The organism is uncultured Sphaerochaeta sp., from assembly GCF_963676625.2.
In the GTDB taxonomy this organism is placed as follows: Bacteria; Spirochaetota; Spirochaetia; order Sphaerochaetales; family Sphaerochaetaceae; genus Sphaerochaeta.
In genome coordinates, this window is the sequence record NZ_CAXXYB010000004.1 from 334278 (window position 1) to 359761 (window position 25484).

21 protein-coding genes are annotated in these 25484 nt (G+C 44.3%); 11 read left to right on the top strand and 10 right to left on the bottom strand.

Annotated features, from left to right (window positions below; genetic code table 11):
- From ACHZBG_RS04790 to ACHZBG_RS04805, 4 genes are read left to right on the top strand one after another with little or no spacing between them, the layout of a single operon-like run.
- Window positions 1-420, top strand: coding sequence for a MotA/TolQ/ExbB proton channel family protein (locus ACHZBG_RS04790; protein WP_320128309.1), 420 nt, complete (start codon window positions 1-3; stop codon window positions 418-420).
- Window positions 396-743: a biopolymer transporter ExbD gene (locus ACHZBG_RS04795; RefSeq protein WP_320128310.1), complete on the top strand. Its 348-nt coding sequence runs from the start codon at window positions 396-398 to the stop codon at window positions 741-743. The genes ACHZBG_RS04790 and ACHZBG_RS04795 overlap by 25 nt, the downstream gene beginning before the upstream one ends.
- On the top strand, window positions 740-1093 hold the full coding sequence (locus tag ACHZBG_RS04800) for a biopolymer transporter ExbD (protein WP_320128311.1): 354 nt from the start codon (window positions 740-742) through the stop codon (window positions 1091-1093). Before ACHZBG_RS04795 ends, ACHZBG_RS04800 begins: the two co-directional genes overlap by 4 nt.
- The gene (locus ACHZBG_RS04805; RefSeq protein ID WP_320128312.1) at window positions 1090-2025 is read left to right on the top strand and encodes a TonB family protein; all 936 of its coding nucleotides are present in this window, start codon (window positions 1090-1092) and stop codon (window positions 2023-2025) included. The genes ACHZBG_RS04800 and ACHZBG_RS04805 overlap by 4 nt, the downstream gene beginning before the upstream one ends.
- Here ACHZBG_RS04805 and ACHZBG_RS04810 read toward each other — a convergent pair.
- Window positions 2012-3259 carry a hypothetical protein gene (locus ACHZBG_RS04810; protein WP_320128313.1) on the bottom strand — a complete coding sequence of 416 codons (1248 nt, stop codon included), beginning with the start codon at window positions 3257-3259 and terminating at the stop codon, window positions 2012-2014. The genes ACHZBG_RS04805 and ACHZBG_RS04810 overlap by 14 nt on opposite strands.
- 97 nt (window positions 3260-3356) lie before the next feature.
- Between ACHZBG_RS04810 and ACHZBG_RS04815 the strand changes: the two genes are divergently transcribed.
- Window positions 3357-5714: an alpha-galactosidase gene (locus ACHZBG_RS04815; RefSeq protein WP_320128314.1), complete on the top strand. Its 2358-nt coding sequence runs from the start codon at window positions 3357-3359 to the stop codon at window positions 5712-5714.
- Here the strand turns inward: ACHZBG_RS04815 and ACHZBG_RS04820 are convergent.
- On the bottom strand, window positions 5711-6838 hold the full coding sequence (locus ACHZBG_RS04820; RefSeq protein WP_320128315.1) for an FAD-dependent oxidoreductase: 1128 nt from the start codon (window positions 6836-6838) through the stop codon (window positions 5711-5713). The genes ACHZBG_RS04815 and ACHZBG_RS04820 overlap by 4 nt on opposite strands.
- Before the next feature lie 106 nt (window positions 6839-6944).
- Here ACHZBG_RS04820 and ACHZBG_RS04825 point away from each other — a divergent pair, with 106 nt between their 5' ends.
- Window positions 6945-7430, top strand: coding sequence for a GNAT family N-acetyltransferase (locus ACHZBG_RS04825; protein WP_320128316.1), 486 nt, complete (start codon window positions 6945-6947; stop codon window positions 7428-7430).
- Window positions 7406-8374 carry an NAD(P)H-dependent glycerol-3-phosphate dehydrogenase gene (locus ACHZBG_RS04830; RefSeq protein WP_320128317.1) on the top strand — a complete coding sequence of 323 codons (969 nt, stop codon included), beginning with the start codon at window positions 7406-7408 and terminating at the stop codon, window positions 8372-8374. The genes ACHZBG_RS04825 and ACHZBG_RS04830 overlap by 25 nt, the downstream gene beginning before the upstream one ends.
- 87 nt (window positions 8375-8461) lie before the next feature.
- Here ACHZBG_RS04830 and ACHZBG_RS04835 read toward each other — a convergent pair whose 3' ends face one another.
- The 4 genes from ACHZBG_RS04835 to ACHZBG_RS04850 form a co-directional block, all read right to left on the bottom strand.
- Entirely contained in the window at window positions 8462-9334 is an 873-nt protein-coding gene (locus tag ACHZBG_RS04835) for a carbohydrate ABC transporter permease (protein WP_320128318.1), read from the bottom strand.
- A gap of 13 nt (window positions 9335-9347) precedes the next feature.
- Window positions 9348-10286, bottom strand: coding sequence for an ABC transporter permease subunit (locus ACHZBG_RS04840; RefSeq protein WP_320128319.1), 939 nt, complete (start codon window positions 10284-10286; stop codon window positions 9348-9350).
- A gap of 83 nt (window positions 10287-10369) precedes the next feature.
- Window positions 10370-12502: a glycoside hydrolase family 3 C-terminal domain-containing protein gene (locus ACHZBG_RS04845; protein WP_320128320.1), complete on the bottom strand. Its 2133-nt coding sequence runs from the start codon at window positions 12500-12502 to the stop codon at window positions 10370-10372.
- Between the two features lie 104 nt (window positions 12503-12606).
- Entirely contained in the window at window positions 12607-14088 is a 1482-nt protein-coding gene (locus ACHZBG_RS04850; protein WP_320128321.1) for an extracellular solute-binding protein, read from the bottom strand.
- A gap of 346 nt (window positions 14089-14434) precedes the next feature.
- Here ACHZBG_RS04850 and ACHZBG_RS04855 point away from each other — a divergent pair, with 346 nt between their 5' ends.
- The 4 genes from ACHZBG_RS04855 (at window position 14435) to ACHZBG_RS04870 (ending at window position 19481) form a co-directional block, all read left to right on the top strand.
- Entirely contained in the window at window positions 14435-15262 is an 828-nt protein-coding gene (locus tag ACHZBG_RS04855) for an AraC family transcriptional regulator (RefSeq protein ID WP_320128322.1), read from the top strand.
- 136 nt (window positions 15263-15398) lie between these two features.
- On the top strand, window positions 15399-16691 hold the full coding sequence (locus ACHZBG_RS04860) for a Gfo/Idh/MocA family oxidoreductase (RefSeq protein WP_320128323.1): 1293 nt from the start codon (window positions 15399-15401) through the stop codon (window positions 16689-16691).
- Between the two features lie 44 nt (window positions 16692-16735).
- On the top strand, window positions 16736-18754 hold the full coding sequence (locus ACHZBG_RS04865; RefSeq protein ID WP_320128324.1) for a hypothetical protein: 2019 nt from the start codon (window positions 16736-16738) through the stop codon (window positions 18752-18754).
- A 586-nt stretch (window positions 18755-19340) separates the two neighbouring features.
- Entirely contained in the window at window positions 19341-19481 is a 141-nt protein-coding gene (locus ACHZBG_RS04870) for a hypothetical protein (protein WP_320128325.1), read from the top strand.
- Window positions 19482-19502: 21 nt separating this feature from the next.
- On the opposite strand, the gene ACHZBG_RS04875 is transcribed toward ACHZBG_RS04870, so the two are convergent.
- The 4 genes from ACHZBG_RS04875 to ACHZBG_RS04890 all read right to left on the bottom strand — a co-directional run bounded on the left by ACHZBG_RS04875 (window position 19503) and on the right by ACHZBG_RS04890 (window position 25298).
- Window positions 19503-21044, bottom strand: a complete 1542-nt coding sequence (locus ACHZBG_RS04875) for a glycosyl hydrolase family 28 protein (protein WP_320128326.1) — start codon at window positions 21042-21044, stop codon at window positions 19503-19505.
- 9 nt (window positions 21045-21053) lie between these two features.
- Window positions 21054-23444, bottom strand: coding sequence for a hypothetical protein (locus tag ACHZBG_RS04880; RefSeq protein WP_320128327.1), 2391 nt, complete (start codon window positions 23442-23444; stop codon window positions 21054-21056).
- Window positions 23445-23506: 62 nt separating this feature from the next.
- Window positions 23507-24373, bottom strand: a complete 867-nt coding sequence (locus ACHZBG_RS04885; RefSeq protein ID WP_320128328.1) for a carbohydrate ABC transporter permease — start codon at window positions 24371-24373, stop codon at window positions 23507-23509.
- 10 nt (window positions 24374-24383) lie between these two features.
- Entirely contained in the window at window positions 24384-25298 is a 915-nt protein-coding gene (locus ACHZBG_RS04890; RefSeq protein ID WP_320128329.1) for a sugar ABC transporter permease, read from the bottom strand.
- Between the last annotated feature and the right edge of the window lie 186 nt (window positions 25299-25484).

A 25484-nucleotide genomic window follows, 5' to 3' on the forward strand; every position in this document is an offset into this window, starting at 1 on the left:
ATGGAAATAACCAATCTTTTTTCACTTATGCAAAAGGGAGGAGCGGTCATGTGGCCGCTCTTTGCCCTGTTGATCATTACCCTGGTTGTGGCTCTCGAGCGCACAATAACCTTGCTCTTGCTCCGTCGAAAGGGCAAGACAGAACGTAAGACAAAACTGGAAAGTCCATTGTCCATCCTCGATCTCATTGCCATGATCAGTCCTGTAATCGGCTTTCTGGGAACAGTGACTGGAATGATCAATGCCTTCAAGTCAGTATCGGAGGCAACCTCCGTACAGCTTCAGGTCGTCGCCTCAGGGCTCTATGAAGCCTTGTTCACTACGGCTTTTGGCCTCATCATATCCATTCTGGCCACTGTTCTGGGATTTCTCCTGGATATGGCTATAGGAAAATTATGCGCAGAAGAAGACAAGATCTAGCCCAGCCCAGCGACATTGCATTCTTGCTCATTATCTTTTTTCTCCTTCTTGCAGGAGTTGCGGCCTCCCAGAGCCTCGACCTCAAGATAGGCCCAAGCTCCAAAAAAACAATTGAAAATCTTGTATTGACCCTTCATCAAGACGGATCCCTTTCCGAGGGAGACACTCCCACTACACTGAACGAGATTGCCAAACAAATGGCAAATACCACCAACCTAACAGTCCTGGTCGAACAGGAGACTCCTTGGCAGGAAATAGTGGACATACTCTCATTTGCCCAGAACCAAGCAACGCCTTCGGTTCAATTGAGGCTTCTGCCATGAGAAAAAAACGAATTTCACCTTCAACTGCCATGACTGACATAGCTTTTCTCTTGCTTCTTTTTTTCCTTATTCTTGCCATTTCCACCATGTTGACGCCAATTCCCCTGGAACCGGCACAAAGCGAGACTACAACCCAGGCGGTATCCAACAAACCTGTATTGATCATTGGTTCTGATGGAACCCTGTTCTATGAAAATGAACCTATAGACCCGGCAGTCCTGCCAAAAGAAGAAGAAATTACACTTCTTGCTGATAAAGACACTCCCTTCAGGCTGATTTCCCCAGTTCTCAATGCCCTGAAGAAAAACGGGACCACTACTGTTCACTGTCTTGTGGAGCAAAGCCAATGAAAAGACGCTACACACTTTTGCTTACCCTCGCAATAACAACTCTTTGCATAGGATGCCTATTCATTCCTTTCAGGACCCAGATCATCCTGCAACCAAAGCTAGGTCATGCAACCTCAGCTACCCTCTCTTTCGTAGATAGCATTGCCCAGCAAGGATCTAGTGCAACAAGGCAGGAGCAACCTGTAGCTGAGGAGCAACCTGTAACTGAGGAACAACCTGTAACTGAGGAACAACCTGTAACTGAGGAGCAACCTGTAACTGAGGAGCAACCTGTAACTGAGGAGCAACCTGTAACTGAGGAGCAACCTGTAACTGAGGAACAACCTGGAACTGAGGAACAACCTGGAACTGAGGAACAACCTGGAACTGAGGAACAACCTGGAACTGAGGAACAACCTGTAACTGAGGAGCAACCTGTAGCTGAGGAGCAACCTGTAACTGAGGAGCAACCTGTAACTGAGGAGCAACCTGTAACTGAGGAGCAACCTGTAACTGAGGAGCAACCTGTAACAACTATGGCAAGCCCTGCCTTCAAGGATGCTTTGCCTGTCTCTTCCATTGATTCACCTTCCAGCATTGAGCAACATGCCGCTTCCTCTCTTTCAGAAGAAGTACAACCTATAATGATCAACGGGTACTATGAAGTGTCCTCGGTGGATAAAGGGCCCCAATTCGATCGTTCGGTTCTCTCAGGTCGAATTCAATACCCAGCGATTGCAAAACGCCAGGGAAAGGAAGGGGAAGTAGTTCTCCGATTGTTCATCTCTTCCTCAGGAAAAGTAGAGAAAATCACCATAGTCGAGGACCCTGGTTATGGCTTTGCAAAAACCGCAGTCAAGGCTTTTTCGGGATTGAACTGCACACCTGCCTTGTTGAAAGGGAAAGAAGTTGCAGTAACCTTGCTCTACCCTGTACGCTTTACTCTGAAGTAAGCAAACGCTTGGTCAATTGCTTTAATGAATGAAAGATAGAATCCGCAGGAATAAACGCCCAGGATTTTGTTCGCTTCAACACCAAGCCTTCGACCACTTGCTCAACCGAATAGAAGTTTCCCCCGATTCTTGCATTGTCATACGGACAAAAAGCCTTGGCATAATAGAGCGTCTTGGTTTCACCTGCCTTGATGGTAACTGTAGTATTTGCACCAAGAAGGGTATCAAGAGGATTCAGTGCCTTGTATCCGCCATAAAACCTATTGGTCCCGGAACCACAATTAAGGGAATATTGCTGACTCATCCCTCCTGCGTACAAAGACCAGGGAGTTTCGGTTCTCCCTCCATATTCAAAAAGGAAATTGTTGAAATTTACGGGGATATCATCAGGACCAAGGGCATTTGGTCCCGGGAAAAAAGTAAAATAAATCATCTGTTGGCGAGGATTGATTACACTTGTCCAACCCAAATTGGAAGAACGAGGCACCAAACCTAAAATATAATCAGTTTTTCCGATCGGGTAAGGAACCTCTGTAAGGTCATTCGTCCCACCCCCTTGCAAAGGAGCTTTCTTCCAATCATCAAATTGAGTATCAGGGGCCAAGCGGGAAACAGAGCCATACAACTCCCCTTTCGGAGCAGTAACCCAAGACTGGGCGCAAGAATTGAGGACACACCCCGCTTCAAGGAAAGGTGAGCCTATTTCATTGTTCCAAGCCGCAGTTACGACCAAATCGGTATCGTTAGTATTGGTAATGACGCAAGCAGTATAATGGACAGGCTGATTGGGTAGCAGCATGTCAACTTTTCGAACCTGCCATTTTTCCTTACGGTTGCGTACCGTACTCATGAGCCAGATACCACCGAATTCAGGATCGGTGCCATACCTTTCGACCATCCAGTAGGCACTGGGGGTAAATCCACCATAGCCTTGCAAGGAAGCAAGCTCTTGGGTAGGGGCTGGCCCAAAATTAGGAAAACAAAAATATGAACCGGCCTTATGATAAAGATGGGGACTGCTTTTCCAGAATTCCCTATTCTCATCGCTGTAAACAGAAGTTCCGGTTCCCCTGAAATCAGGAAGAAAATTGGCGTTGATACGCACCCCACTCGGAGTCAGGGAACTAAACTCCAGCTCCATTCCCCCTTGGTCTTCCAAGACAACCCTGACCAAATCGTTGTTCAGTACCGTAGCATTACGGCTTTCCCAAAGTCTCAGTCTGCGGATATCCATCTCTCTTCTCCTAAAATTCCCAAAAATCGGGATGCCTAAAACCCTTTGTCACAGTATACTGTTAGCAGATATCCTCTCATTTATCAAGGAGAACCAAATGATTACCAAGAAAGACCAGTGTTTCTCACTCTCAACCAAAAACACTACCTACCTTTTCTCCATAACTGAGACAGGGCATCTGGAACATTTGTATTATGGCAAGAAACTTGGTCTCCAGTCGATAGATATCGATGCTCTCAGCGAAAAACGCTCAATTCCAATCGGAAATGGTACAGCCTACAACACGGAACATCCCAATCTCTTCATGGGAAATATCTGTCTTGAGTATTCTACCATGGGCAAGGGTGATTATCGTGAAAGTTCAGTGGATATTGAATATGGCCGCGGCATGCATACCCTCGATTTTGTCGTCAAGAACTTTAGGATATTGCAAGGTAAACCAAGAACCTTCGGGGGTCTGCCGGAATCATACGGAGACAAGAATCTCTGTAGCACTCTTGAAATTACCCTCAAGGATACTTGCCTGCCTATTCGTCTGGTACTCACCTATACAGCCTTTGAAGATTCCGATGTAATTACCAGACGAACAACGCTTTTCAATGACAGCGACAAACCCATAACAATACGAAACCTGGCCTCTATGCAACTCGATCTTGATGAGAACGATTGGAATTTCGTCACCTTTGACGGAACTTGGGCAAGAGAACGATACATGCATGAGAGAGCTCTCCAGCCTGGCATATTGATAAATGATAGCAAAACAGGGATCAGTTCAGCAGATCACAACCCTTGTGTTTTCCTTACCAAGCAGGGAAACACTCCCTCTACCGGGGAATGCATCGGATGCAACCTCATCTATAGCGGCAATCACCGAGAGTTGGTGGAAACCTCCCCATTCGGAAAAGTCAGGCTCTTGACTGGGATAAATCCCGCAACCTTCAGTTGGGAACTTCCCAGCCAGGAACGATTCCAGAGCCCTGAGGCAATATTGACCTATTCCTCGCAGGGAATGAACGGAGCCAGCAACAATTTCCATTATTTCATCAATAACCATATTATCAGGGGACCATGGAAATTCAGGGAAAGACCAATTCTCATCAACAATTGGGAAGCTACCTACTTCAATTTCACGGAAGAGAAACTCATACATCTTGCCAAACAGTCAGCTGAACTGGGAATTGAATTATTCGTCCTTGACGATGGTTGGTTCGGAGTTCGGGATGATGACACCACCAGCCTTGGGGACTGGCAGGTAAACCCAAAGAAACTCCCTTCGGGCTTGGCTTCCCTTTCTTTGGAAATTCATCGACTGGGCATGATGTTCGGACTTTGGGTTGAGCCAGAGATGATCAGTATAAAAAGCGAACTCTACAAGAAACATCCCGACTGGATGGTTGCAATCCCAGGTCGACTTCCCAGTGTAGGGCGAAATCAATACTTACTCGACCTTACCAGAACAGAGATTCGGGAATATTTGTTCAAGACACTCTCGGAAGTATGGCACCTTGCAGATGTCAATTATATCAAATGGGATATGAACAGAACCTTTTCAGATCTGTACAGTGCCAATAGCGAAATGCATAACCACGGAGAGTTTTTTCATCGATATGTCATGGGCCTGTACGACTTGCTCTCCCGTCTGACGGCCGCCTTCCCCAATGTATTGTTTGAATCCTGTGCAAGCGGTGGCAACCGCTTCGATCTTGGCATGCTGTGCTTCATGCCACAGACCTGGACAAGTGACAATACAGATGTCCTCAGTCGGCTTTTCATCCAGGAAGGAACATCCTGCGGGTATCCCCTCTCTACCATGGGAGCCCATGTCAGCAACTCCCCCAATCACCAGACCCTGAGAAAAACAGATTTGGAGTCTCGGTTCAATGTCGCTTCCTTCGGAGTCCTTGGGTATGAATTGGATATCACAAAGCTCTCCCGACAACAAAAGGAAGCTATCAAGGCCCAGATTTCCTTCTACAAGGCCCATAGGGCAATACTGCAATTCGGTACCTTTACCAGGATAAAACTGGCCAATAGCATTTCCAACCAAGTTGTATGGGCAGTACACAATGCAGAGAAATCAGAATTCCTGGTTCTTTTCGCACAAAAACTCAATCAAAGCAATCCTGCAAGTGACAAACTGCGAATAGAACAGGCAGATAGCGAAGCACTCTATGAAGTCTTTCCAAGACAACAAAAAATTGATCTCAAGATGTTTGGCGATCTGATCAACAGACTGAGTCCCATAACAATAGCCGAGGGAAGCAAGACCCAGGAAGTCATCAGCAATACAATCTCTCTTGACAGCGAGATTGAGCATTACCGGGTTACCGGGGAATTGCTGGCCAATGCGGGTATCAAACTCAACCAACAATTCGGGGGAACTGGCCATGATGCCGAAACCCGGGTCCTGGGTGATTTCGGCAGCAGGATCTATATTCTCAAACGAATCAACTAGAACGCAAGCAAATCGGTGATTTCTGTTGCGGATACGCTCTGTAGATAATGAGAACGCAAAAAGGACATATGGTCGGTACTTCCGTATAAAAGAGCTCCCTTGAGAATTCCCTCATCCAGGAAATAGGCTTCGTACCGATTTCCTGACAAGAAGTTGAGACTGGGTCCTGTCACGTCTCCAACACTGACAACATCAAGCTCCGCATCCTTGAACCGGGTCATCAAGGCAGGCGGAGTATACTCTTTTGATTGTCCGAGCAAGGTGGCAATGACACTCTGGGCCATACCGATGGCCACAGGAAGGATTCCGGGGACCTGTCCCTTGTACTGGGCACAATCACCAATGGCAAATATATGGGGATCGCTGGTTTTCAAGTTCTCGTCAACAACAATACCTCTCGCTACCTCAAGGCTTGCTTCCATGGCCAAGGAAGTCTCAGGATTGACCCCAAGCGAAAGGATCAAGGTCTTGCAAGGAACCTCGGGCTGTCCTTCGACAACCAAGGCCTGGATTCTCCCTTCTGCATCGACACGACTTCCCGTGGATTTGACACCCTCCAGGATTCCAAGACCATCAGACTCGAGCCGAGAACGCAAGAGCTCAGCTCCCTTTTTATCGAGCTGCCGAGCCAGGATATGATCGGCTGCTTCACAAACCGTTACTGAATACCCCTTCTTCATAATTGCCAAGGCAGCCTCAAGCCCAAGCAAACCGCCACCAAGGACAACTACAGGATCAGAAATGGTCTTACTGATTGCAAAGGCATCCTCCAAGGTCCTGAGAGTATGCACTCCCTTGTTTTGGGAAAAACAGCCCAGCACCCTACCCCTGCTACCGGTAGCCAGAACCAAGTAATCATAAGAAGTCGTTTCTCCACCATCCAGAACAAGTTCTTGGGTAGTACGCTGTATCTTTCTGACTGCCTTATGTACAAGATAGGGAGGCTCCTTCACTGAAGGAAGGGCCGTGAGCGCAACTTCATCACATAGCAACTGGGGAAGTTTGATCCGGCTGTAAAAACCATACGGCTCCTCCGAATACAAAGAAACCTCGACACCCTGGTTTGCAAGCCTCTCGGCTACCATTGAACCAGATACACCATTTCCAACTATACATACACGCATATGTTCTTTACTTCCTTATAACAAAACTATAACACAATCGAACGACTGTCCACAGTGAATCAAACTACTTGTCCCAATGGGCACTGAACGGTATATTAGGGGAATCATGGAACCGAACGTCATTTTACTTCAAAAAAGCAGCTTACCCTCTGTTTCTTTTTACCAAAACCTGGAACGTTGCCAGGCAATTCGGAAAATCGTGTTTGTCGAAGGTCAAAACGTACCTCCAGACATTGATATCGATGGTCGTGATCCCAACTGCAGCCATCTTCTTTTACTTATCGGGAAAAAGCCTGCAGGAACCCTGAGGATGCGAAAAACATCAGAGGGGACCAAGCTGGAGCGTGTTTCGATATTGAAAGAGTTCAGGGGATGCAACTACGGGAAACTGTTGATTCAATGTGCCCTGGCTCTCTCTGATCTTCCTGTATACATCCATGCCCAGGTACAAAGTGAAGGTTTTTACAAAACCCTTGGGTTTCAGGAAACTGATCCCACGATTTTCTATGAAGCCAACATACCCCACAAGACCATGCATTGGTCGGGAACATCAATAGGAGTACTTCCGTGCAACATCACAAGACTATCGTAATTGCAGGAGCGGGGGTTTTCGGTACAGCAATGGCCGAACGTCTCGCCTGGAACGATACCAATACAGTCATACTTTGGACAATCGAGGAAAATGTCGTTGAGGATATCAACAAGAATCATCGCAACAGTAAATACTTCCCGACCCATTTTCTCAATACCACGATACGTGCGACAAGCGACAAGGAAATATTCAGGTCAGCGGACTGTATCCTGCTTGTCATTCCCTCGAAGGCAATCGTTCCTTTCACCAAGGATATCCAGTCAATGACCAAACCAGGTTGCATGGTTATCAACCTTGCCAAGGGAATGAGCGATGACGGTGCATTCATTACCGAAAACATCCCTTTTGCAAGGACTGCCAGCATGAAGGGCCCGACCTTTGCCATAGAGGTTCTCAATGGACTTCCCTCTGCCTTCACCTTCGGGGGAAGCAAAGCCGATTATCTGGAATTCAAGGAAGAGGTGCTCAAGGATACAGGATTGTACCTTGACCATACAGAAGATGTCAGATCAGTGGAATTGATGAGTGTCCTCAAGAATATGTATGCGATAGGCATTGGGCTTGTCTCCGGTCGTTTCAATTCACCCAACGTCGACTTTCTGGTCTATACGAAAGCTGTCAATGAGATGCGCCGATTTTTGACTCTCTTTGAATGCGACCCCCAGACAATATTCTGTTACTGTGGTCTGGGGGACCTCGGACTCACCAGTCTGAACGACCTCTCCAGGAACAGGACCATGGGCTTGTTGATGGGGAAAGGCTTCTCCATAGATAACAGCGGAAGCTCATCTACTGTAGTCGAAGGCTATAGGACCATACGGCTCATGGGTGAAATGACCAGAGACAAGGGTGTCAAGGAAGAATACCCACTGGTCCAGGCACTGTATCGATTACTCAACGAAGACGAATCGATCAATGACTACATGATGGCAATATTTTCCTGATATAATCAAAAACACGACAGGGAGGCAAAACCTCCCTGTCGTAGTAGCGTCCATTACTTTTTTTCTTGGGAAAACTTCAAAGATTATTCAACCCTTTACGCCGCCAACCATCAAACCAGACACAAAATATTTCTGAATGAATGGGTAAATAATGAGTACAGGAAGCATTCCAAGTACCATCACTGCCATTTTCAGATTACTATAGACATACGTACCGCCACCAAGCGAATCATCACCTTCAAACATCAACCCACGCAAGACGACCTGCAAAGTATATTTATGGCTGTCATTTACAAACATGATTACCTCGAAGTACCTATTCCAGAAACTTACGAAGTAAAAAAGTGTAACTGCGGCCAAGACTGAGATGGAAAGCGGTATGACAATACGAAGAAGAATTGACATTTGGTTACAACCATCCAGAGTTGCCGATTCGATGAGAGATTCAGGAATACTCGACATATAATTCTTGATAATAATTATATTGAATGTCGAAACGGCTACTGGAATGATGATAGCAGCAAAACTGTTTATCATCCCAAGCATTCTGACTACGATATAAAAAGGCATGATACCGACATCAAACACCAATGTAAAAGTCAGCAATTTCATAAGTACTTTACGACCTATCAATTCTTTTCTCGAAAGAGCATAACCGAAAGGAATTGAAATTACCATGGAAAGAAGTGTACCTACTATTGCTACAAAAAGGGAATTGCGAAAAGCAAGCATATAGCCGCTATGTAGTACGCGTATATAATTTGACAGCGTAAAGGAATGGGGAACCAACAAGTAATCACTTCCCATCACGTCAATATCCTTTGCAAAGGATGTGACGATAACATTCCAGATAGGAACAATAAAGATAAGGCACACCAGAACAAGGATGAATATGTCGATTGCTAAAAAGACCTTACGCCCAGCCGATTGTTTTATCGTGTTGTTTTTTTGATTTTGCATTGTTTCTCCCTCCCTACAGAATGGGTTCATCAAGGAACTTACTGCTCATTTTATTGGTCGAAAGAACAAGGGTAAGACTGATAATTGAAGTGAACATACCGACGGCAATTGAGTAGCCGATATCCCCTGAAAGTACACCTTCTCTATATACATACGTCTGGAGCACATCTGCTACATCATAGACAGCCGCATTATACATGACCAAAACTTGTTCGAAGATCAACAGGACATGCGAAAGATTGAGCAAGAGCATCATTACAATGGTCGACCGAATACTTGGCAATGTCACATACCAAAGTTTTGCCCACTCTCCGGCTCCATCAATCGTAGCTGCTTCATACAGTTGAGGCTCAACTGTGGTCAAGGCAGCAACATAGATGACCGTTCCATATCCCATCTGCCTCCAAATATAGGAAGAAATCAAAACAGTTCTAAAATGGGACACACTGGCCATGAAGTATACAGGTTCTCCTCCAAAAGCTTTTATCACTGCATTGACTGGCCCTGCAGTGGGTGATAGCAAATTCACGAAAATGCTACCAATGACTACCCAGGAAAAGAAATATGGAATATAGATGATAAACTGGATTACCCGTTGACTCTTTAGGCTCCTCAATTCGTTCATCAATAAGGCCACGATGATAGGAATTGGAAAATAGAATAGGATATTGGCAAAACTCAGAATAATTGTATTCTTGAATGCTTTCCAGAAAATCATAGAAGAAAGCAGTCTCCTGAAATTCTCAAACCCCACAAAGGAAACCTTTGCGCGAAACCCATAATCGGTAAAGGCAAGTCCAAGACCTAGCATGGGAAGGAACTTAAACAGGATATACCACAAAGTTCCTGGAATTAACATGACCAATAACCATTTTTGATTTTGCATTCTCATGGCAAGAGGTTTCCTTACCATATATCCTTTTCCGACTTCAGTCGTTTGTTTCTTAACCATACCAATCCTCTTACCAAAAGTATTTTATATCAGTGAATAATTTCCCATCCACTTGATTCTATGATGCACCTAAAGACGATTTCCTAAAGTTCATGGATATTATTGCAGTGTTTGTATATTGTCTTTGTGCCCGAAAGGAAATTCCCCAATTCATTCGGCTGATGCCCTCCGACCCAAAGATCCCAAGGTCCTGAGACAGATCGAATCGTTCCGTCGTCTGATACTACCGAAAACCGGTCATAGGGTATATGTATCTTGGCAAAGGTTGTTTCACCTGCACTTATAAACACTCGAACAAAGCCACAAAGCACTGGGTGAATAGGTGCATCTTTATCAGGAGTATGGCACCAAGCAAAAGCAACCTCTTCTCCCCCTACCTTTCCGACATTGTTGATAGCAAAAGAAATCTGAAGGCCAACTCCCGCCTGGCTTTCAATCACCAAATCAGAATATTCATATCTGGTATAGGATAATCCATAGGCAAAGGGATAAATGGGTTCCTCCAAAAAATATCGATAAGTTCGGTTTTCCATCGAATAATCGGAAAAATCAGGCAAATTTGCATTCGCTTTATAGAAGGTCACCGGTAGCTTTCCAGAAGGATTACAGAAACCAAAAATCAGGCGGGCAATAGCCATACCACCCGATTGTCCAGGATACCAGCCCTGGACCACCGCCTTGATATTCCCAAAGCGTTCCATTTCTGGATCCAAAGCCCCACCGGAAAGCAATATAAGAACAATAGGCTTGCCTACGGCATCAACAGCTTTCAATAAATTCCGCTGGCATTCAGGAAGAAGCAAATTCCTTTTATCACCTGCTATACCCCCATTTCCGTCATCATGCATCTCACCTTCGATGGATTCATCCAGACCAAGGCAGACAATGCCTACATCGCTCATTTGCATCAAGGTAACAGCTTCCGAAAGTCTATCGTTCATCTCTCCCAGACGTTCTACATTCGATTTATCCAAGGCACTACCTTCCGAATATCTGACACGGGAGGGTTCCCCAACCAAGGAACGAATACCCTCAAGAATCGTAACATTCCGGGAAGAAGTACCATGATAATTTCCCCAGAGAACCTTCCGGCTATCGGCGTTGGGACCAATGACAGAAAAACGTAAACACGCATGTGGGGATAAAGGCAAAAAATCATCTTCATTCTTGAGCAATACCAACGATTTTTCGGCAACTGCAAGACAAAGATCAGCATGTTCATCACAGTCTACGGAATCAAAAGCAATATCATCGTAAGGGGTTTCTGCCGCAAACAAGCCAAGTTGCAGCCTAGTCATCATAACGCGTACACATTCTTCACGCGCAGTACTTTCGAGTATCAATCCCTGTTTATAGGCACTTTCAAGCGCACCATATTCGCAGCCACAATTCAAATCACACCCAGCATTCACTGCTTGCGCAACAGATTCCACGAGGTTTTTGGTAACCCTATGCCCTTGGTGAAAATCCCTTATTGCCCAACAGTCGGAAATAAACATGCCAGAAAAATTCCAAGTATCACGCAAAAGGGTCTGGATCATTGGCATCCCACAACAGGGATCTCCATTTACACAACTGTAAGCACCCATGACACCATTGACCCTTGCTTCTTCAACACAGACCTTAAAAGCAGGCAAATAGGTTTCTGCAAGATCCTTTGCGCTGACAAGGGCATTGAACGAATGCCGACCTGCCTCAGGACCACTATGTGCAACAAAATGCTTGATACAGGCCGCGACTTTTAAAAAATAAGGGTCATCACCTTGAAGACCCTGGATATACCCCTTGCCCAGGACGCCCGTCAAATACGGGTCCTCGCCAAAAGTCTCCTGGCCGCGTCCCCATCGAGGATCCCTGAAGATATTGATATTCGGAGACCAAACAGAAAGGCCTTTATAAATTCCCCTGTCTCCCAAACGGGAAAAGGCATTGTACTTCGCTCGTTGTTCCGTGGCAACGACAGAACCGATTTGTTTCATCAATGAAGGATCGAAGATGGATGCCAATCCAATGACCTGAGGGAAAACTGTTGCAGTACCGCTTCGGGCAGCACCATGAAGCCCTTCATTCCACCAATTATAAGCCGGAATATGAAGATGTGGAATTGCAGGCGCTGAATGAAGAAGCTGGCTAAATACTTCTAAAAGAGACATCCGAGACACCAATACCTCAGCTTTCTCTCGTATCTGGCTTTCCTCTATTGAACAGTGCTGCATTACCTTTTTCCTAGCCTTTTATTCGACAATCATTCGTTTTTTTATAAAAGACTCCCGAGTCCTGGTTGCCACAGCCAGGAACCGAGAGTTTACCTTACAGGGTATTAACGGGAAGCATTCAGATCTGCAAGAATCTTCTCCCCATCAATGCTCTTCCAGAAATTCTGATATTCCTTGAGTCCCTCCTCAAGAGTCACAGTACCAACAATAATCTTGGTCGCAACGGACTCTCGAGTACTCTTGATCGAGGGAGAAACTCTATCATAGGCATCGGAGACCCCTACAGGCACATCCGATGCATGGTTGGGTCCAAGATTTGGCTGGGCCCCAAGAATGTTTGCCCGCTGGGCCTTCAATCCATCAATCATGGCCTTGGGAAGCGTGAATGCCAAATGGTCGATATCAACATTGAGGAAAGAGTCACTGATCCAGTTCAACGTATATTTGTAACCGGCGTTTGCAGCCTTCTTAGTCGGCACAATGGCTCCATTTTCATCCAAAGTATAATGAAAATCCTTCAAGCCAATTCCATAGAAGGCAGGGTACAATTCAGGATCAGTAACAATCGATTCAATCACTTTCACTGCATCTGAGGGATGCTTGGTCTTGGAGGAAACTACCCAGGCAGTCTGGGTTGCCTCATTGAGGGACCCTCCATCACCATGAGGCCCGACAAGCTTGTAAATAAGAAACATGTCAGTCGGTTTATTTGCTGCTGCGGTATTCTGGACATAGTTAATATAGTTTGTTACATAATCGATATCCGACGCAGATTGGGCAGTATAGGTTTTTTCCCTCATTGCACTATTTTCGGTCGTAATAAATTCTCGATTGAGAATACCCTCTTCGTAAAGCTGATGCAGATAGGCAAGGGCCTCAGACATCTGAGGGGTCTGGAAACCATCGATGAATTTGTCATCCTGCAGATACAACCCACCCCAAGCGCCAAAAGAGTTATAGAAATACTGGAAATTATCAATCCATTTGGGGAACGTAAAAGGTGTAATACCCGTCCCGACCAGTTTTTTCATTTCCGTGACAAATTCAACTGTGGTGGGCGTATGTGATAAGGTAATGCCATATTTTTCCATAATATCCTTGCGAAGATACAGGACCTTCGATTTCGGGTAATTATAGGGAACAAAATATACCTTGCCATTTACCTGTGGGGCACTGAACAGGGAAGAATCCAACTTTGACAGGACCGGAGATTGCTTGATATAATCCGTCAAGTCCAATAACTGACCACGGGCCACCATTTGAGGAATCTTGGTCATTGCCTGAGAAACTACGAACAAATCGGGGGCATCTCCACTATTCACCAAGGTTGCAAGTTTATCGGCGTAACTGGCAACAGGAGGAATGATTGGGGAAACGCTAGTTCCTGTTTTGTCCTTGATCATATCCGTAATAGCTCCTTGGAGCTCAGCATCGGAACTAAGTCCATAGGTATTGTCTGCCGTAGCGAGTGACAAGGTGTATGCGGACCCGTTTTCCTCTGTCTTTCCGTTTGCAAAGACGGAAACACTTGTAGTTGCCAACAAGATAAGACAACCTACAAGTACTGTTTTCAATTTTGTAGACATAAAAGATATATCCTCCTTAAACTTTCTCAAATTCCCTACCGAGATTCAAACCTAAAAGAAATCGCAAAGACGCCATAATCCAAGACGCTTTTATCCCTTGGAGGTTTTGTAAAGTATATGATGGCATTTACGTGCCGTCGTTATCAGAAACACAGAAATAGTTATACTTTTTCGTATATGGCATACAAATCTTGTATATGACAGGAATACCTTTCTATATACTGCAATAGATATTTCACGTGCTTTTCATATTGAAAAAATCTTTTTTGGTCGAAAATCCTCTAGAAGGATTTCCGAAAAACATACGACTCCTTACCAAGGAAAAACAAATCGGATACAACAGACAATGAATTATAAGATCACCTTTTCCGCTCGATTCCATTACCGTCAGGGTAGCGGTGTAGGACGTCATTATCATCCCGACTATCAGATTCAACTCATCTATAGCGGAAGTGCAATAACCCATCTCAACGAAAATTGCATTGCCCTAGGTCCCGGTGATATTTTATTCCTCAAGAAAGGTAGCTACCATGATTTTACTGTAAACGCAAAGGAAGGCATGAAAACACTGGAAATAAAATTCTTATCCACCGATCCTGATATGGATCAATTTCTGGATACCATAAAACCTTTATTCCGCGACAATGATCGCCAATTATTCAATATCTTTTCACGTATAGTTCTTGAAGGTCAACGTAAATCTATTTTTTATAGGCAAATGTCTGAATCCCTTTTAATGGAGAGCCTGATTACCATGCAAAGGATCTGCGTTGCGCAAGACGCCCCCGTATTCGAGACGGACTCAGCAAAGGCACGCCCCCCGAAGGAAAGCGTCTCACAGTTAATTGAATCTGTTGATGATTATATTGCTCGTAATATCAACAATAATTTCACACTTGCTGAAATGGCTGAAAGCATCGGATATAACCAAGATTATCTGTATAGGACTATAAAAAAGGAAATCGGAATTTCGGCGGTACAATATATAAACCGCATTAAATTTGAAAGGGCAAAACAACTCATCCAGCATACGGAATTATCTTTGACAGAACTTTCCTGGAATCTAGGTTTCGATAATTTACAGTATTTTTCTCGATTCTTCCGTAAATATGCGAACATTTCACCCTCGGAATATAGCGCCAAGGTCAGGGCATCCATCCGCACTGATTATTGATTTAGTGCAAATACCTACGAAAAAGTATAAGCAGTTTTATTTTTCCGACAACAGCTCTTTTACAAACCAGCGTTATAATCATTCATATACATCTTGTAAATATGCAATATGTACTTTTCCGGAGGGTTATAAAATAATGGAAAGAAAAAAACGGTATGCGCAAGTAGGAACCGGAGGCCGCGCACGTATGTACTATGAAGCACTTGCGACCACATATATCTCCGATGAGGATATTGTTGCCTTTTGCGACCAAAGCCCAACCAGGATGCAGTATGCCAACAACATACTTACCCAGCAATGCAGCCATAAACCGGTTCCGACCTATGCCCCTCACGAATTCGAGAAAATGATAGATGAACAAAAACCCGATGTCGTTATCGTGACCTCAATCGACAGGACTCATGATGATTATATCGTTCGTGCCATGGAAAAGGGTTGTGATATCGTCACGGAAAAACCAATTACCATCGACGAGCACAAGGCACAACGTATTATCGATGCACAGAAGAGGACAGGCCGTCATATCAGGGTAGCTTTTAATTATCGATATGCACCGCACCATACAAAGATCCGTGAACTACTCATGGACGATACCATTGGGCAAGTATTCTCAGTGCATTTCGAATGGTTACTGAACATACAGCATGGAGCGGATTATTACAGAAGATGGCACCGCAACAAGATCAACAGCGGAGGGCTGCTTGTTCATAAGGCAACTCATCATTTCGATCTGGTCAATTTTTGGTTGGGAACAACTCCTGAAAGAGTCTTTGCGCTCGGCAACCTAAATTTCTATGGACGGGCAGCAGCCGAAAGTCGTGGTGTAGAAACCTTCTATGATAGATGCCATGGCAATGCAGCAGCAAAAGATGATCCCTTTGCCATTGACATTGAAAGTAATCCAACCTTGAAGGGGCTTTATCTCGATGCCGAGGCAGACAGCGGATACATACGGGACAGAAGTGTTTTTGCCGATGATATCAGTATCGAGGATACAATGTCTGTCTTGGTGAAGTATCGAAACGGCGCCCAAATGTCTTATTCACTTAATTCATATATGCCCTGGGAAGGGTTCAATGTTACTTTGAATGGAGCAAAGGGACGTATCGAATATACGGCCTTGGAAAAACCCTATATCAACGCAGGTGGAGACAAACAGGATGAAGGAGCCACTGTCTATCATAAGATTCATGTCTGTCCAATGTTCGGGAAAGCCTATGAAGTTCCCATCGCAGAAAAAGCAGGGGGCCACGGAGGAGGCGACCCGGCTTTATTGGATGACATTTTTCTTGCCACCCCTCCCTTCGACCCCTTTCATCGTGCCGCAGACTTCCGTGATGGCATAAATTCTGCCTTGACAGGTATTGCAGCAAACAAATCCATCGCCTCAGGGCTCCCTATCGACGTGCAAACATTGGTTCAATGGTAAAGACTGGTCAAGATTCATCACGATCGATGACAAAGGAGATACATGTGCAAGATATACATTTGCTCTTGGAAGATTTCTCAGGGTTTGGGCTTGGTCCCTTTCCCTATGACCCCGACCACTCGGCAATGGGAGAATACCATTTTTACCCAGAGCAGGGCGATAAAGGCCAATGGTTTGACCCAATTGCGGATTTTGATTACAAAGGTCCCTCTTGGCTGATTACTAACCCTACATTGAAAGGCTTCCATGTCATGGAGCAAATGCGCATGACAAAACCAAGACCTAAAAAAGCAGTTCCGATTCTCCGTGCAGGAAGTACGGACTGGACCAATGTAACCATCTCAGTAAGTTTGAGAGCTTTGACAGCTACTCAGATCTGTGGGTTTTTATTCCGATATCAAACAAGCATGATGCACTATGGAATCTTTCTGGTACCAGGAGGAATTGCCTTGCATCGTGTAGAAAAACAGGAACGAACAGTTCTATCATATTGCGAGATACCCTGGAGTTGTGATACTTTCCATGAACTTTCTGTCGAAGTAAAAGGATCCCACATCCAAGGATTTCTTGATGGAAAGCCCTGTCTGGAAACCGAAGATGCCAGATACACCACGGGTTGCATGGCCCTGTGTGCCTGCATGCCTACCCAATATGCTTCCGTTTCCGTAACCACGGATGATGCAACCTTCCAGACACTTGAGAAAAAACGTTCCCAATATGCAACAAAGCTAGCGGAGCTACGTAGCCGACATTCGAAACCCAAACTTTATAAATCCATTGATTTGCAAAATTTCGGAGCAGGCCGTCAAATTCGTTTCGGACATCTTACGGGAACAAATGAACTTTTCTTTGTAATTTGTCAGCATCAGAGACGAGTCTACAAGGATCGTTATCCTTTTATCAGTTGCATGACTGCTGTCAGCCTGGAAACAGGCGCAATGCTTTGGCAAATGGGAGAGCCACGGGACGACGAGGATATCATAAACCTCACTACCGATCTACCCTTCCAGATCTATGATATTGATGGAGATGGATATGACGAAGTGCTCTGCTCCTGGGACTATTCCCTATTCATTCTGGATGGAAGAACCGGAAAAACAAAAAAATCGATACAGACTCCTCGAAATGATGATCCGCCAGAGTCTGTCTGTGCACTGGAATTCGGTGAATATGCCTCGGACAGACTCAATGTGGATGCCATACGAATTGTCAATGTTCGAGGCAAGGAAAAACCTTATGACATCCTTATCAAAGACAGGTATGCACGAATCTGGATTTATACCGAGAATCTTGAACTCCTTTGGAAATTCTCTCACAATAATACAGGACATTTTCCCTATGCCCATGACTTCAATGGTGATGGCAAGGATGAGATCTTCAGCTGTTATAATATGATTGACAGCAAAGGCTCACTCGTATGGGAATTACCTATTGAGACCGATCATACGGATGAGATAATCATAGGAAAATTGGATCCTGACCTGGATGAAGAAATCCTTGCCATTGTATCCGGCTGGGAAGGATTCATGCTTGTAGACAAACAAGGAAATATTCTATTCAGGGATATCAATGGACATGGACAACGTATCAGCACAGGAAAATACAATCAAGACAAAAAAGGATTCCAAATTTGCACCTCCACCTATTGGGGAAATAATGGAATAGTCTATTTGTATGATTGCAAGGGAACAGAATTATGGCATAAAGAAATGCTATGCAATGGCAATATTCTGGCCCCGGTGAATTGGGATGGCAACGGAACAGAATTAATCTTGCTCAATGGTGATTCCGAAAAAGGAGGCATTATTGACGGAGAGGGAAATGTCGTCGTCCAATTCCCCGAAGATGGGCACCCTACCCTTTGTGCAGAAGCATTGGATGTCACTGGTGATGCCCGTGATGAGATTATTCTGTGGGATAGACACAAACTCGTTATTTACACGCAGGAAACACCTACGCTTAATCAAGCGGACAAGTGTGAATATACACCGGAAAAATATCCGATGTACAATGCATCTAATTACCGTGGAGAATTTTCATTTCCCAAATGGCGACATAAATAAATAGGTAGCAATCAATAAAAAATGACGGGAAATACCTGTCATTTTTTTGTCCGTAAATCCAAACAATTTTTGCTATGAACCAAAACAGCAAGTTGCAAAACCAAAAAAAACTCCCTCAAGCTTGCACCCTTGAAGGAGTTCCGCATAATGCGGGAAATATATCCTGCCGTTACCTCAGATCTGAGGGGGAAAAAACTAAACAGGATATGAACGGTGAGCCATATTTCAGGTATTCACGCGTCGGACATATATACTATACCAGTATCTTACAGAAAAGTTAAGCCTTTTCACAAAAATATTGCAGATAAGCCAGTATCCAAGCAAGTGTTTTCAGGAAATACAAATACTTTACATATAGGTAGTTATTTCCCACACTTTTACAGTTGAATAAGGGTTATTTATAAAGCGATGGATTGCATTCCCTGGAAAAGGAATGTTTTTTGGCCTTTTCCAGAAACATCATCCTGCAGGATATCGTGGGGCATTACTTCAATTGCCATTTGTATTACAGTCCCTGCCGGATAAGAAAAATATTTACAGGGCAACGGGAAGGATTACGGTCCTCATAGGTGAATCATTTTGAGGCATGGACAAGAAACCATATAAGAAAATGGTCAAGAACCTTGGATTAATCGATCAGCTCGTGGAAGAACATGCCGAGGGACAGGTACCGTACAGACAACCAAGTGCTCTATGGCCTTACCAGCAAGCCACAAGGAACCATTGAGTGTAAATAACACATTCCCCTCTACCGATTACAGTCCTCAAAGATTATTTTTCCCCTAGTATTCGACGAACGAGGATTTATGGTGAGGTTCTCAAGAGAAATCTCATCGGCGTGCCGAAAGAAGAAACCGTACGCAGGCAGGTCACCGAAAGCATTGCTTTCTGGATAATCCACGATGTTCTCATACAGGGGATGCTTAATATCAAGTATCTCCGTATTATCAAGATATGTCGCTGAGAAGTCCTTGATTGAAATATCCCTGATTCTCCCCGTATGGCTTTTGTCGGACCAACCTGTAACAAGACAGGGAATCTCCATGTTTTCCGCCTTGATATTCTCTATCTTGATATTTTCAATCGTACCCCCGTATTTCTTTTGTACTGCATCCTCTTCGTTTGCAAAACCGAATTTGTTACGTTTGTTCAGACAGATAAAAACCGGACACACAATATTATTCATCCGTATGTCCTTTATTCGAATATTCCTGACGGAAGCTCCATCCGCGGACTCAATTGAAATTCCACCTACTCCACCAGGATAGATGTCTGGCATAATGAATGTACAGTCTTCAACGCTGATGTCTTCAATGTCATAATACGTTTCAGTTCCAATCTTAAATGCATTCATCACAGAACATACAGTACAATCCCTGAATGTAATGTGTTTGGATGGCCCCATAGTCAACGAGGCATCTTTCACATTCAATCCATCATGGCCCTGTGCTAATGGTGCCTTCACGCATAATCCGTCATCGGCTGTCGAAATGAATACATGGGACACGGTGACATTCTGGCTACTCATCACGTCAATCCCATCCGCGTTTGACACATGCCGGTTGTTATCAATCACCATATCTTTGACTGTGATATACTCTGAATAATCTATATCAAGCGTCCAGTCAAGAGAATCCTCAATGAGAATATTCTCTATCTTGATATGATGTGAACCGCGAACCCAAACAGTGTACATAGGGCGGTTGATGTCAGGAGCTTCCGTATTCCATCTGTTATCAGCGTATCGGATACGTTCCCTATAGGCAAAGCGAATTGTATCTTCAGGATAACCGAGTGGATCTAGAAGCTGTGGGGGAAGCTTTGTATAACCCAGTGGTGTGAGTCTCGGTTCTGTTCGTGGAAGATTGACAAAAAACTCACCGTTGCCGTGAATCTTCCCTCCCCCCCTGATGGTAACGTCGTGGACATCCTTTACTGAAAGAAGGGCATCATTGTATTGGCTGAGGTCTCTCGAAGCTTTGAGCGTGGAACCATAGTCAATGAAAAGAGTCGTATCAGAATACAAAGCTATGCTTCCGACAATGTATACCCCTCCTGTCACCACCACAGTTCCTTTTGTCTTTACCGCCGCCAACGCAGCTGCGCAGAAAGCCTCTGTGGAAAGGTAGTCGGTATCAGGTACTGCGCCGAATTGTCGGATATCATAGACATTTTCTGTTGGAATAGGCATTCTGTAAATATATTGATCATACGGGATACCCTTCAGGTAATCCCCTTTGTAGATAATGCCGTTATCTGGATAGGTTGGTATATCTTTATGTTGTGCCATTGTATCTCCTCAATCAATTATTTGGCTGTTATCGGTGTATTCGCGGAAGGTCAGGAATTCTTTTCCTCCGACATATAGGTCGGGGAAAGAGAATTCAGGCTTGTACGCTCTTGCCCAGGAAAGAAATTCAGGGAAACTTTCATGTTCTTGCTTGCTTCCCACTATGACCAGGAAGGGGACCTGGTCAGCCTTGTAACGTATTTCACAGTCAAAGAGCATGTCATCATGGTTCAGCCTTGCGACAGGGCACCAGAATGCAAGATACCCTTTTTCCTTGCGACAAAAAATCCATGGCCCGTCATAGTTCACTTCATCGAACCGTTCATGAGGAAGATATGCGTGGACAAAATGGATGGGATGATTGTCCGGAATACAGAAAATTCCACCCAAGAGGCTTCCTTCCTGCCTGAGAGCAGGGAAAATACCATTGCCATGCCAGTATCCTGGGCGGAGGCTCGATTGTTCGCAGGATGCGCCCGGATGGTTCATGAAGAACACCGCCTCGGAAGAGAGCGCGGCGTACCACAGGTGCTGCTGGTATCCATAGCAACCACTTTGAAAACAGCTTGTTCCATGAAAACGTTCGTTCATGGATTTCGTGTAGCTGTGTTTCTTCAGGTCTGCATGGCCTGAGAGGATGGTATTCTCAAAACGCTCGAAATTATCACGTCGGGGGGATGCCACTGAGGTTAGAATATAATCAGCGGTTTTTTTTACAAAAATCCGTGCATTGCCTGTTGTATACGAGGTATCCTGATCATAGCGGATCAGATTCTCCAAACCTGCTTTGAATTGGTATTTGGAAGTAGCAAAAAAGCTTGTCCACCCTTCAGCATAATCATAGCAGATTCCGTTTGCCTCGAGAGCCAGAATTGAATTGGCAGCGCCACGAAAAGGAAAAAGACAGTCCCGGTAAACACGGCCCATAGGAGCAATGACAGCACCATCAAAAACCTGAAGACCCAGCTGGGCGATCATGATATCAAGGATAGCCTCAGCTTTGCTGCTCAGTTCCTTCTCTGCATAATCATATACATTCAGAAGAGCGGCAAACGTAACACACATATACACGGCGCTGAGGAATTCTTCAAAAAGTGAGTCATATACATCATCAAGCCAGTCGGATAGTTTTGTGCGTGCGCTTGTACTGAGTTGTTTACCTGTTTGCATGGCTTTTTCAAAAAAGTCATCAGGATACATTTTTCCAATTTCATAGGCACAGAAATAGAACATGAGGCTATGATTTTCACTCCAGAAGCACATTCCATCTTGTCCTTCCATATCCATCCAATAACGGTATGATAGAAAAACATCCCGTGCTTTTTCTGCAACTTCATTATCCAAGGAGTAATTATGCAAGTATCTGATGAGCCCGGAAAGGATGAAATCCGAGCAGTCTACCCTTCTATCAATCAGGTCCAGGTCATCAAGCAGCAGCTTCCGGTCCTCGGAAGCTTCAATATTCAATGCTTTTCGGGCAAGGATGTTGAAGATTGAAAAGCCATGGTCACCCCTATCGAGGGTCTTGACTTGTGCAATTTTTTTGAAAATATAGTCATTACGCTCTTTTTTATCTGGAATATCCATATGCAGGGATGATATGTTGGCGGCAACCTGTACCCTGCGAGAGAGCCCGCAACAGGTTATATCTGCCTGGGAATATTCATTGTTAATTTCAAAAACTGATTGTTGCGAAATGTCGGTACAAGGTTTGATATAGTCTGGATGGTATTCTGGACTTACATCCGGGTAGCTCTCACTTGTGCCTTTTGGAGCGGGAACAGAGAAGACCAAGCGACTTTTCTGACATGTCAGGTTGTCCAAAAATGCTATGGCAGGTCTATACTTTTCTTCAAATGCAGGAATAGGGAACCTGATGGAAAGTCCAGCCCTATCGGGTAAGACTTGAATTCCGAACAGGTTGTAGGTATCTCTTACACCGAGATTTTCTGCTTGGATGACAAAAGTATTTTGGCCTTCATGAAGAGATAAGGATACCTTTTCCCGTCTGATCGGCTTATAACGTGGTGGAGAAATCGTGAGGACAAGATTTCCATCATGATAAAGGCCCAATGACATATAAGTCCAGACGGACAGTTCCACATTTTTTTCTTTCTCAGCGAAAATTGATGTTGCGGCACTAAAAGATATGCGTTGAGGTGTCGAATAAAAAGAGGAGCAATCGAGAAAAATATTGGCATAGGAGTATCGTGGAGTCCAGTCTTGTATTTTTAGGTAATTTTCAGGAAGTGTCTTTTGCTTTATTGTGACAACATCCTTTCTCATAAGCATTTCAAGCTTTAGCTGGTCCTTTTCCCGGAGTTTGGAAAAATAGGGAGTTTTTACAACCGGCGTAACAAGATAGTCCAAAATGAAGCCATCTTCAGAGAATCGATTCATATGCATCATCCTTACTTCATAATAATTATGAACAATAGAGAGTGGTGTGCCGGAGACCTGTTTCAGCCTTTGACGGCACCTGAAGTGGAACCATTCATAAAGTATTTGCTAAAAGAGACATAAACAATGATCATTGGGATTACCGCTATGGTTGCCCCTGCAAACATGATTTCCCAGGAAGCTGCTCCGTCTCCTGAGTTCTTGAGCATATTTACCCCGACCGTCAAGGGACGCATCTTATCATTGGTCATAGTGAAAACCAGAGGGAGTATATATTCGTTCCAGCCCTGTCGGAATGAGAGCAGGGCAATAGTCGCGATTAACGGCTGAAGTACGGGAACTATAACGCGCCAGAATGTGCCAAAGAAAGAACATCCGTCAATTTTAGAGGCTTCATCAAGTTCTTTCGGGACCGAGTTGACATACCCCCTGGCAAGGAAAATGTACGTTGCCTGTCCCATTCCCGCTGAGAACAGGATTACAGAAATCAGGCTTCTATTCATATGAGTCTTGGTTGCAAGTTCAAACAACGGCCTGATGGAAACTGAACCGACATTGATGAACAGGAACATGACGAAAGTTCCAAAAATCAGTTTTTTTCCAGGAAAGTCGGTTCTTGAGAATACATACCCAGCCATTGTGGAAAAGAATAATGACAATATCATTACACCACTGGCAATAATTATACTGTTTCCTGTATATATCGCGAAATTAGCCTGTTTCCAAGCATTGACATAATTTTCAAAATGAAAGACTGAGGGAAAAATGTTCGCACCACCGATAAGAAGTTCTGTACGTGACTTGAAAGATCCCAAAGTAATATAGACTACCGGAAAGATTGCCACCACGGCAAGAATACTCAACAGCACAATGAGAGCAGCTTTTCTTGCCTTATCTACTGATGAGAGAATCTCATGACTTTTTCTCATATGTTTCTCCTTACATAACATCGTCAAGCTTTTTGGAGAGCTTGAGATATAATAATGTTACACCGCCGACAATGATTGCGGATGCACAAGACAGTAACGCCCCGTATCCAATCTGTGGTTGGGTGACGTTGTATGCCGAACCAAAGATAAGGTTATAAATATAGAGGAACATGACCATGGATCTGTTGCCAGGGCCGCCACCGGAGAGCACCATGATTGCTTCGTAATCCTTGAAGGCACTTGTGATGGCTAACATCAGTACAACTTTAAGTACAGGGCTGAGCATGGGAAGCGTAATCCTGAAGAATGTCTGGGATGTAGTGGCACCGTCTATTTTGGCCGCTTCATACACATCGGATGATATTCCGTTCATACCAGTAATGAAATAGAGCATATAGTTTCCAAAACCGCCCCAGACTGCAAGAACGGTAACCGCAATCATTACATAATCTGGACTGGTAAGCCAAGGTATCTGCCGAGAGATCATTTGATTGAGAATACCGTTGCTTGTGGCGAAAATGAAGCTGAAAATCATGCCGGAAATTGAAGAACTGATAACCGTAGGCAAGAAATAGACCAATCTGAATAGGGAAGAACCGGCAATTCCTGAATGTAACAGTACGGCTACGAGGAGAGCTAGGGGAATGATGAATATTATCTTGTATGTAGCATATTCAAAGGTGTGTCCAACACTTTCCCAAAAATTAGTGTCATGAACCATTCGTATGATGTTTTGCATTCCTGTAAAGTTTGCAGTAAAACCGTTGTAATCATAAAGAATGTATTTAAACATCCAGAAGAAAGGGTAGATTGAGCAGATGATAAGCAGAATAACAGCAGGGGACAGCATAAGTCCAGCTTGGATCGCATTCTTTCTTCCCATCCTGTTACGTCTGGTTTTTTCCTGCGTATTGGTTTTTACCATAAGAATCTCCTAAAAATCTTAAACCGAGTAGAAGGGGAACTCACTGCCCCAACCTCTCTCTCCACCACACCATAAGGTTTCGCAGTGGGTGGTTCAATCAAACGACATTACCAGTTTCCGCACATGTCTGCTTCCATCAGCAACCTTCAAGCCTCTTCATTCGAATATTCTCTGCACAGGAACACC

Excerpts from the sequence above, each read along its gene's own strand:
- ACHZBG_RS04875 (WP_320128326.1), bottom strand. The coding sequence starts at position 21,044 with ATGGCACAACATAAAGATATACCAACCTATCCAGATAACGGCATTATC.
- ACHZBG_RS04800 (WP_320128311.1), top strand. The coding sequence starts at position 740 with ATGAGAAAAAAACGAATTTCACCTTCAACTGCCATGACTGACATAGCT.
- ACHZBG_RS04860 (WP_320128323.1), top strand. The coding sequence starts at position 15,399 with ATGGAAAGAAAAAAACGGTATGCGCAAGTAGGAACCGGAGGCCGCGCA.
- ACHZBG_RS04790 (WP_320128309.1), top strand. The coding sequence starts at position 1 with ATGGAAATAACCAATCTTTTTTCACTTATGCAAAAGGGAGGAGCGGTC.
- ACHZBG_RS04820 (WP_320128315.1), bottom strand. The coding sequence starts at position 6,838 with ATGCGTGTATGTATAGTTGGAAATGGTGTATCTGGTTCAATGGTAGCC.
- ACHZBG_RS04805 (WP_320128312.1), top strand. The coding sequence starts at position 1,090 with ATGAAAAGACGCTACACACTTTTGCTTACCCTCGCAATAACAACTCTT.
- ACHZBG_RS04815 (WP_320128314.1), top strand. The coding sequence starts at position 3,357 with ATGATTACCAAGAAAGACCAGTGTTTCTCACTCTCAACCAAAAACACT.
- ACHZBG_RS04810 (WP_320128313.1), bottom strand. The coding sequence starts at position 3,259 with ATGGATATCCGCAGACTGAGACTTTGGGAAAGCCGTAATGCTACGGTA.
- ACHZBG_RS04870 (WP_320128325.1), top strand. The coding sequence starts at position 19,341 with ATGGACAAGAAACCATATAAGAAAATGGTCAAGAACCTTGGATTAATC.
- ACHZBG_RS04845 (WP_320128320.1), bottom strand. The coding sequence starts at position 12,502 with ATGCAGCACTGTTCAATAGAGGAAAGCCAGATACGAGAGAAAGCTGAG.
- ACHZBG_RS04825 (WP_320128316.1), top strand. The coding sequence starts at position 6,945 with ATGGAACCGAACGTCATTTTACTTCAAAAAAGCAGCTTACCCTCTGTT.
- ACHZBG_RS04885 (WP_320128328.1), bottom strand. The coding sequence starts at position 24,373 with ATGAGAAAAAGTCATGAGATTCTCTCATCAGTAGATAAGGCAAGAAAA.
- ACHZBG_RS04840 (WP_320128319.1), bottom strand. The coding sequence starts at position 10,286 with ATGGTTAAGAAACAAACGACTGAAGTCGGAAAAGGATATATGGTAAGG.
- ACHZBG_RS04795 (WP_320128310.1), top strand. The coding sequence starts at position 396 with ATGCGCAGAAGAAGACAAGATCTAGCCCAGCCCAGCGACATTGCATTC.
- ACHZBG_RS04890 (WP_320128329.1), bottom strand. The coding sequence starts at position 25,298 with ATGGTAAAAACCAATACGCAGGAAAAAACCAGACGTAACAGGATGGGA.
- ACHZBG_RS04855 (WP_320128322.1), top strand. The coding sequence starts at position 14,435 with ATGAATTATAAGATCACCTTTTCCGCTCGATTCCATTACCGTCAGGGT.
- ACHZBG_RS04835 (WP_320128318.1), bottom strand. The coding sequence starts at position 9,334 with ATGCAAAATCAAAAAAACAACACGATAAAACAATCGGCTGGGCGTAAG.
- ACHZBG_RS04880 (WP_320128327.1), bottom strand. The coding sequence starts at position 23,444 with ATGAATCGATTCTCTGAAGATGGCTTCATTTTGGACTATCTTGTTACG.
- ACHZBG_RS04850 (WP_320128321.1), bottom strand. The coding sequence starts at position 14,088 with ATGTCTACAAAATTGAAAACAGTACTTGTAGGTTGTCTTATCTTGTTG.